The 6,750-nt window shown below is 29.2% G+C and carries 5 protein-coding genes, 1 rRNA gene and 1 pseudogene; 5 read left to right on the forward strand and 2 right to left on the reverse strand.

Translation table 11 applies throughout. The features are described 5' to 3' along the window. Positions 1-46 precede the first annotated feature (46 nt). On the forward strand, positions 47-1,129 hold the full coding sequence (locus EIH23_RS11735) for a hypothetical protein (RefSeq protein ID WP_122640475.1): 1,083 nt from the start codon (positions 47-49) through the stop codon (positions 1,127-1,129). A gap of 138 nt (positions 1,130-1,267) precedes the next feature. On the opposite strand, the gene EIH23_RS11740 is transcribed toward EIH23_RS11735, so the two are convergent. Beyond that, positions 1,268-1,945 carry a hypothetical protein gene (locus tag EIH23_RS11740; RefSeq protein ID WP_122640476.1) on the reverse strand — a complete coding sequence of 226 codons (678 nt, stop codon included), beginning with the start codon at positions 1,943-1,945 and terminating at the stop codon, positions 1,268-1,270. 196 nt (positions 1,946-2,141) lie between these two features. On the opposite strand from EIH23_RS11740, the gene EIH23_RS11745 reads away from it, so the two are divergent. The 3 genes and pseudogenes from EIH23_RS11745 (at position 2,142) to EIH23_RS11750 (ending at position 5,200) form a co-directional block, all read left to right on the forward strand. Next, a complete protein-coding gene (locus EIH23_RS11745) occupies positions 2,142-2,513 on the forward strand; it encodes an ArsR/SmtB family transcription factor (protein WP_122640477.1) in 372 nt (123 codons plus the stop codon). A gap of 11 nt (positions 2,514-2,524) precedes the next feature. After that, positions 2,525-2,725 (forward strand): annotated as a pseudogene (locus EIH23_RS17230) (heavy-metal-associated domain-containing protein); the annotation flags it as partial. Between the two features lie 108 nt (positions 2,726-2,833). Next, the gene (locus tag EIH23_RS11750) at positions 2,834-5,200 is read left to right on the forward strand and encodes a heavy metal translocating P-type ATPase (protein WP_442970296.1); all 2,367 of its coding nucleotides are present in this window, start codon (positions 2,834-2,836) and stop codon (positions 5,198-5,200) included. A gap of 50 nt (positions 5,201-5,250) precedes the next feature. Here the strand turns inward: EIH23_RS11750 and trhA are convergent, their stop codons facing one another. Next, a complete protein-coding gene (trhA, locus tag EIH23_RS11755; RefSeq protein WP_122640479.1) occupies positions 5,251-5,898 on the reverse strand; it encodes a PAQR family membrane homeostasis protein TrhA in 648 nt (215 codons plus the stop codon). 505 nt (positions 5,899-6,403) lie between these two features. Here trhA and EIH23_RS11760 point away from each other — a divergent pair. Next, a 16S ribosomal RNA gene (locus EIH23_RS11760) occupies positions 6,404-6,750 on the forward strand; the annotation flags it as partial.

Below are 6,750 nucleotides of genomic sequence, written 5' to 3' on the forward strand. Positions count from 1 at the left end.
ATAGTTTATAATTTATTTAGAATTATATACATAAGGATGTGATTTAATGCAATTTAACTTTGCTAAGGTGACTAACTCAAGGCTTATGGGTAGTATGGGGCTTTTAATATGTTATAGTGAAAATGAAGATAACATATATCAATATTTTTTATTAGATGCAGAAGGATTAGGTATAGCAGATTATGTTAGTCTAAAAAAACCAACTAAAGAAGAAGCATACATAGAACAACAAAGGCTTGTGGGAGGCTTAGGTGCTGATGTATTGCAAGTATCAAAAGAACAAGCTTTATTTTTAATTAAGTATTTTGGAAGCAAGACTATAGCCTGGGAAAAGAATCTTCCAGGAAATGTGGAAGAATATATAGATATAATCAATAAATATGAAAGTAATTTAAAAATAGAAGATTTATATCCTATAATATGTAAAGATATAAAAGATGAAATTGAATTTGTAAACTATATGACAATGAGGTTTATTGGATGGGATAGAGAAGCTTTAAAATACTTTTCTGGTAGTGATGAAATTTCCAATATGCATATTACAAATATAAATGGTACGCTATTAAAAAATACAGTAACTTCAAAAGGGAATAATAAATTTGTAAGTGAAGCTTTATATGAAGATGAAGATGGATATTATATATGCAAAATCGCATTTAATATAGTAAAAGAAGGTGATAGATTTAAAATAAGTTCTATGCTTGTTTCAGAAAGAGAAGGCATATTTGATTTTGAAGTTTTTGACGAAATATCAAAAGAAGAATTTGTTACAGTGTATAATGTTATTGAGAAATCAAATTTCATAGAGAAGTTTCATAAAGAAAACCCATTTTTACTAAAATCTGAAATGGATGAAGGAATACTTCTTACAAGATTTAATTTTAATAATGACCATGTGAAAGAAAATATATATGTGATAAATAATGATATAAGAGCTGTTTATTATATAATGGATACAGAATTATTTGTGGCAACTTATAATGATAGGGATAGAATGTACATAAATAAAATGCTACAGAATAACTATAAAGAGTATATATCCATAAAAAATGAGTACTACTTTGAAGAAAATGCTTTGTATGATTTTGCAGAGTCAGGTTCTAATAATTTTGAAGATTTTTTAAGTTAATATAATCAAAAAATAAGATTATGATAATTTATATCATAATCTTATTTTGTATTTATAATATTGGGGGAATATTATGAGGAATACATTAAATAGTGTAGACAAGAAATATAAATTTTATAACACTAAATTTATTAAAATTTACATTTCTTCCTCGTCAAATTCCTCCATATTTATTTGTGGCATACCAGGGAACATACCAGGAGGGTACATCATATTAGGTATCATATACATACCAGGGAACATACCAGGAGGATACATCATATTAGGCATCATATACATGTTAGGGAACATACCAGGGGGATATCCCATAGGTAAGCCTTGTATATTGGGGTTTTGAGGTAATCCAGGCATATTACTAGGAGTATTAATATTTGGATACCCCTGACTGTTATATGGGTTTTGGTTATTTGGATACCCTTGATTGTTATATGGGTTTTGGTTATTTGGATACCCTTGATTGTTATATGGGGATTGATTATTTGGATATCCTTGATTGCTATATGGATTTTGGTTATTTGGGTACCCTTGATTAGCAGGTTCAAAAGGTTCTGATTGATTATAGTCATTATCTTCTATTGTTGGATATACAGAGTTATCATCCATTTGAGGTAAATCAGGATTTCCTGGATTCTCTGCAAATGGATTAGCGTAAGTCACGTATCCGTTTGATGTAGGCTCCATTTGATAGTTTGAAAACTGAGGTCCATAAGGCATATACGGATTAACATACATCATAGGATCAATATAAGGTCTAGGATATATATAGTTAGGGTCTATTTGATCTTTTTGTCTATTTGTATACATATTATAGTTCATGATTAATTCTCCTTCCTAAAACACACTGCTTTAAATTTGCTCTTAATAATATATATATTATTAATAAAATTAATATGTGTATAAAAAAATATTGATGAAAAATCATAGTAATAATAGTTGCAAAGATATGATATCTAGCATATAATACAATATATGAACAGTTATTCATATATTGTTATAAATGGAGGAATTAAATATGAAACAAAGAACAATTACTGCATGTGAATGCAATGATATACATGAAGATATAGTAAATGAAACTAAAAGTAGCATGCCTGAAGAAGAAATGTTATATGATTTAGCGGAATTATTTAAAGTTTTTGGGGATACGACGAGAATAAAAATACTATACGCATTATTTTCTAATGAAATGTGTGTATGTGATATAGCGAACCTTTTAAATATGACTCACTCAGCTATATCACATCAATTGAGAGTGCTCAAACAAGCTAGACTAGTGAAGTTTAGAAAAGAAGGAAAAACGGTCTATTACTCACTAGATGATAGTCATATTAGTCAGATATTTAACTGCGGATTAAACCATATTCAAGAGACTTATAAAAGGTAGGAGGGCATAAAATGGGAGATTTTAGTTTATTAAGAAAAGAAATTAGCCTAAGTGGTTTGGAGTGTTCTCAGTGTGCAAAGGCTATATGTAAAACAGTATCAGAGTTAGAGGAAATAGAAAATTGTAATTTAGATTTAGATAAAAAAGTACTTAAAATAGATGTATTAGATTCATATAATGAAGAAGTCGTAATTTCCTCAGTAATAGATATAATAAACTCTATAGAGCCAGGTTTAGATATTGGTGTTGTCTTAAACTCTATACCGTATAAAAAAAGACAAAGAGGTATAAAGAAAGATTTAGTTTCTAAGAAAAGTAAAATTAAATCTGAAAACGATGGGGCTAAAGTAGAGCTCATACTAAATGGTTTAAACTGTGCTCATTGTGCAGAAGTTATAAATGATAAAATAGGAAAATTAGAAGGTATAGATTCCTGTAATCTAAACTTTGTAAACAAAAAGCTTACTATAAATATAATTGATAAGAAAAAAGAAAATGATTTAGTAGAAAAATCTATAAATATAATAAATAATACAGAACCAGGACTAGATATAGAAATAGTAAAAAAAGTTAAAAAGGGTGTGAAGAAAGAGCTTATATTAAATGGTTTGAACTGTGCTCATTGTGCAGAAGTTATAAATCAAAAAGTGAATGATTTAAACGGGGTAGAAAGTGCGGATTTAAATTTTATAAATAAAAAATTAAGTATAGTGTTAAAAAAAGGAGAAGACGATAAAGAGGTCATCTCAACTATAATAGATATAATAAATAATACAGAGCCAGGATTAGATATAAATGTAGCTGAAGGTGGAAAGAAAGATAATAAATATAAAGATGAAAAAGATTCTTCGAAAAAAGATTTAATAAAATTAATCATTGGGTTTGTCATATATGCTATTGCAATATACCAAAGTAGTAATGGTATAGAAAGTACAATGATGAATATATTACTAATTATATCTTATATAGTAGTAGGAGGTAGCGTAGTACTAAAAGCTATTAAAAATATATCTAAAGGAAGAATTTTTGATGAGAATTTTTTAATGGCGATAGCTACAATTGGAGCTTTAGGAATTGGTGAAATATCAGAAGCTGTAGCAGTTATGTTATTCTATCAATTAGGAGAGTATTTACAAGGGATTGCTGTAGGTAAGTCTAGAAAATCTATAGCATCTCTTATGAATATAAGACCTGATAATGCACATTTAAAAGTGAATAATGAAATAAAGGTAGTTTCTCCTGAAAATGTGGAAATAGGAGATATAATAGTTATAAAGCCAGGTGAAAAAGTGCCTTTAGATGGTGTAATAATAGAAGGTTCATCAATGGTAGATACATCAGCTATAACTGGTGAATCTGTTTTAAGAGATGCAAGTAAAGGTGATGAAATTTTATCTGGATTTATAAACAAAAATGCTTTACTAACTGTAAAGGTAACAAAGGAATATGAAGAATCAACTGTTTCTAAAATATTAGACTTAGTTGAAAATGCAAGTAGTAAAAAATCTAAAACTGAAAACTTTATATCTAAGTTTTCTAGATATTATACTCCAGTAGTGGTATCTTTAGCTACTGCAATAGTTATAATTCCTTTATTAATAATTCCAGGAGCTAAGTTTAGTGAATGGTTATATAGAGGGCTTATATTCTTGGTAGTTTCTTGTCCTTGTGCTTTAGTATTATCAATACCATTAAGCTTTTTCAGTGGAATCGGTCATGCATCAAAAAATGGCATTCTTATAAAAGGTAGTAATTACCTAGAGGCTTTGAAAGATATAGACACAGTAGTTTTCGATAAAACAGGAACTTTAACTAAGGGAGTATTTAATGTAACTAATGTAAATTCTATAGGTATATCAAAAGATGAATTAATACATTATGCAGCTATAGCAGAGGTTAATTCCAATCACCCTATAGCCAAGTCAATATTAAAATACTATGGAAAAGATGTTGATATAGAGAATATAAAAAAATATGAAGAAATTGCAGCGCATGGTATAAGAGTTCAATATGATACAGATATGATTTTAGCTGGTAATGAAAAATTAATGAAAATTAATAATATATTATATTCTGAATCTAAAGAAGTTGGAACAGTAGTGCATATAGCTGTAAATAGTATATATAGAGGATATATTGTTATATCTGATGAAGTTAAAGATGATAGTAAAGACGCAATAGCAAATTTAAAAAATATTGGTATAAAAGAAGTTATAATGTTGACAGGTGATAATAAAAATGTAGCTAACAAAGTTGCATTAGATTTAAGGTTAGATAAAGTATACTCTGATTTGCTTCCTAATGAAAAAGTAGAAAAAGTAGAAGAAATATACAAAAATAGAAACGAAAAAGAAAAGGTGGCATTTGTTGGTGATGGAATAAATGATGCTCCGGTACTTGCTCGTGTAGATGTAGGAATAGCTATGGGAGGTTTAGGTTCGGATGCAGCTATAGAGGCTGCTGATGTAGTTCTTATGACAGATGAGCCAAATAAAATATACAAAGCTATAGAAATATCTAAAAAAACTAATAAGATAGTGTGGCAAAATATAATATTTGCTCTTAGTATTAAGGTTATTGTTATGATAATGGGTGCAGGAGGTATTGCTACTATGTGGGAAGCCATATTTGCAGATGTTGGAGTAGCATTAATAGCGGTACTAAATGCTATGAGAATTCTTAGATAAAATAAGTGAAAGCCTCTTAGTCATTTTTGACTAAGGGGCTTTCGTTAGTTTTATATTACATATATGTATACACAGATAAAATGAAGTAAACTACCTAGCATAATAAATAAATGGAATATTTCATGATATTCAAAATTTTTAAATTTTAAAAACTTAGGTTTAAGTCCATAGATAGCTGCTCCTACAGTATATGCAAGCCCTCCGGATACCAATAATATTAATCCATTAACTGATAAAGAATGATATAACGGTTTGATAACAAATATAGCCATCCATCCCATAGCAACATAAATTAGTGTAGAAATCCATCTAGGACAATTAAACCAAATTAGTTTAAATAAAACACCTAATATAGCTATGAAAAGTAATACACCAAAAAGAATAAAACCTTTAGGTCCTTTTAGAGATATTAAACAAAATGGTGCATATGAACCTGCTATTAGTATGAAAATCATTGAATGATCAATTTTTCTTAAAAATTTAATTCTAGAATCAGTTGCTATAGTTAAATGATAAGTAGCAGAAGCTGAGTATAATAGAATTAAACTTACTCCAAAAATAATTACTGCAGTTAGTGATGTTATAGAAGGATCTCTTAGTGTGGTCTTTATAACTAGTGCTAATAGCCCAACAAATGCTAGAATAGCACCGATTAGATGTGTAACACCGTTAATTGATTCTCTAACATACTTTCCCATAAATAAACCTCCAGTTCGTGAATGTTAAGTTTATATAATGAAACTATTTTAATAAAATAAATTAATTTCAAAATATAGCCATAATACTATTATACTCTATAAGTGAAAACATTCATCTAATTTTTAAAATAAATTTTGAATATCAAAATAAATTATTAATAAAAAATTTTTGAATAAAATTTAACTTCGAAAAATGAGTATATATCTGAACTTAAGAAAATAACACTCTAATTTATAACTTAAAATTAAAATTAATTTAAAAAAGGGGTTGACCGATAAAGAATATGGTGGTAAAGTATTACTTGTCCAAGAGATACGGACGAAAAATAAAACGAAAGAAAATGTTGACAAGATTGAAATAAGTTGTTAATATAAGTAAGTCGAAACAATGAACTTTGAAAATTAAACAGTAGGTTAATTTATAAAATTTATTCTTATTTAAGAATTAAACACAAACAACCAAGCCAGATATTCAGATAATGATTAGCTGAGCAATGGACAACTTTTATTTGAGAGTTTGATCCTGGCTCAGGATGAACGCTGGCGGCGTGCCTAACACATGCAAGTCGAGCGAACTTCTTCGGAAGTGAGCGGCGGACGGGTGAGTAACGCGTGGGTAACCTGCCCTATACACACGGATAACGTACCGAAAGGTACGCTAATACGAGATGATATATTTTTATCGCATGGTAGAAATATCAAAGCTCCGGCGGTATAGGATGGACCCGCGTCTGATTAGCTAGTTGGTAAGGTAACGGCTTACCAAGGCGACGATCAGTAGCCGACCTGAGAGGGTGATCGGCCACATTGGAACTGAGACACGGTCCAAACTCCTACGGGAGGCAGCAGTGG

The organism is Romboutsia sp. Marseille-P6047 (genome assembly GCF_900604535.1).
Taxonomy (GTDB): Bacteria; Bacillota; Clostridia; order Peptostreptococcales; family Peptostreptococcaceae; genus Romboutsia_E.